Origin of the sequence: Pseudostreptobacillus hongkongensis, assembly GCF_001559795.1 — a bacterium.
GTDB lineage: Bacteria > Fusobacteriota > Fusobacteriia > Fusobacteriales > Leptotrichiaceae > Pseudostreptobacillus > Pseudostreptobacillus hongkongensis.
In genome coordinates this window covers 1-534 of record NZ_LOHY01000157.1, presented here as the reverse complement: position 1 = coordinate 534, position 534 = coordinate 1, and the positions used below count along the sequence as shown (strand labels likewise).

The following is a 534-nucleotide window of genomic DNA, read 5'->3' as shown; positions in this document are numbered from 1 at the left end:
CTGTTTTAAGATATGGCTATAGAAAAAGAATGGAAAAGGATGAAAATATATCTAGGTCTCAAGAACTTTTGCTTTGGGCAGATCATATTGTATTTGTTTATCCTATTTGGTGGAGTTCTATGCCTAGTCTTTTAAAAGGATGGATAGATAGAGTGTTTACACCAGGTATAGCTTATTCTTCTAATAAAAGTGGTATTTTTGTTATAAACTTCATAATGGGAAGACAATTTAAGAAACTATTAAAAGGTAAAACTGCTGAAATATTTGCAACTTCACAGGGGCCTACTTGGTGGTATAAAATATTTTCAGGACCTGTAAGTATACCTGATAGTTATGGAGTATCTGTTTTGAAAAATGCTGTACTTAACCATTGTGGTATAAAGACTAAAAGAGTTACAACTTTTGGTAATATGGGAAGAGATAGTAATACACTGGAGCAAAGGAATAGATTTTTGAAAAAGGTAGAAAAAATTGCTAAAAATATTTAGAAAAATATATATTTAAAAAAAATGCAAAAAAATACTGAAAAACACT

General features: G+C 29.4%; 1 protein-coding gene. It reads left to right on the top strand.

The features are described from left to right. Positions 1-488, top strand: a 488-nt coding sequence (locus AYC59_RS07405; protein WP_066897003.1) for an NAD(P)H-dependent oxidoreductase, incomplete at its 5' end; no start/stop codon positions are given. Positions 489-534 lie beyond the last annotated feature (46 nt).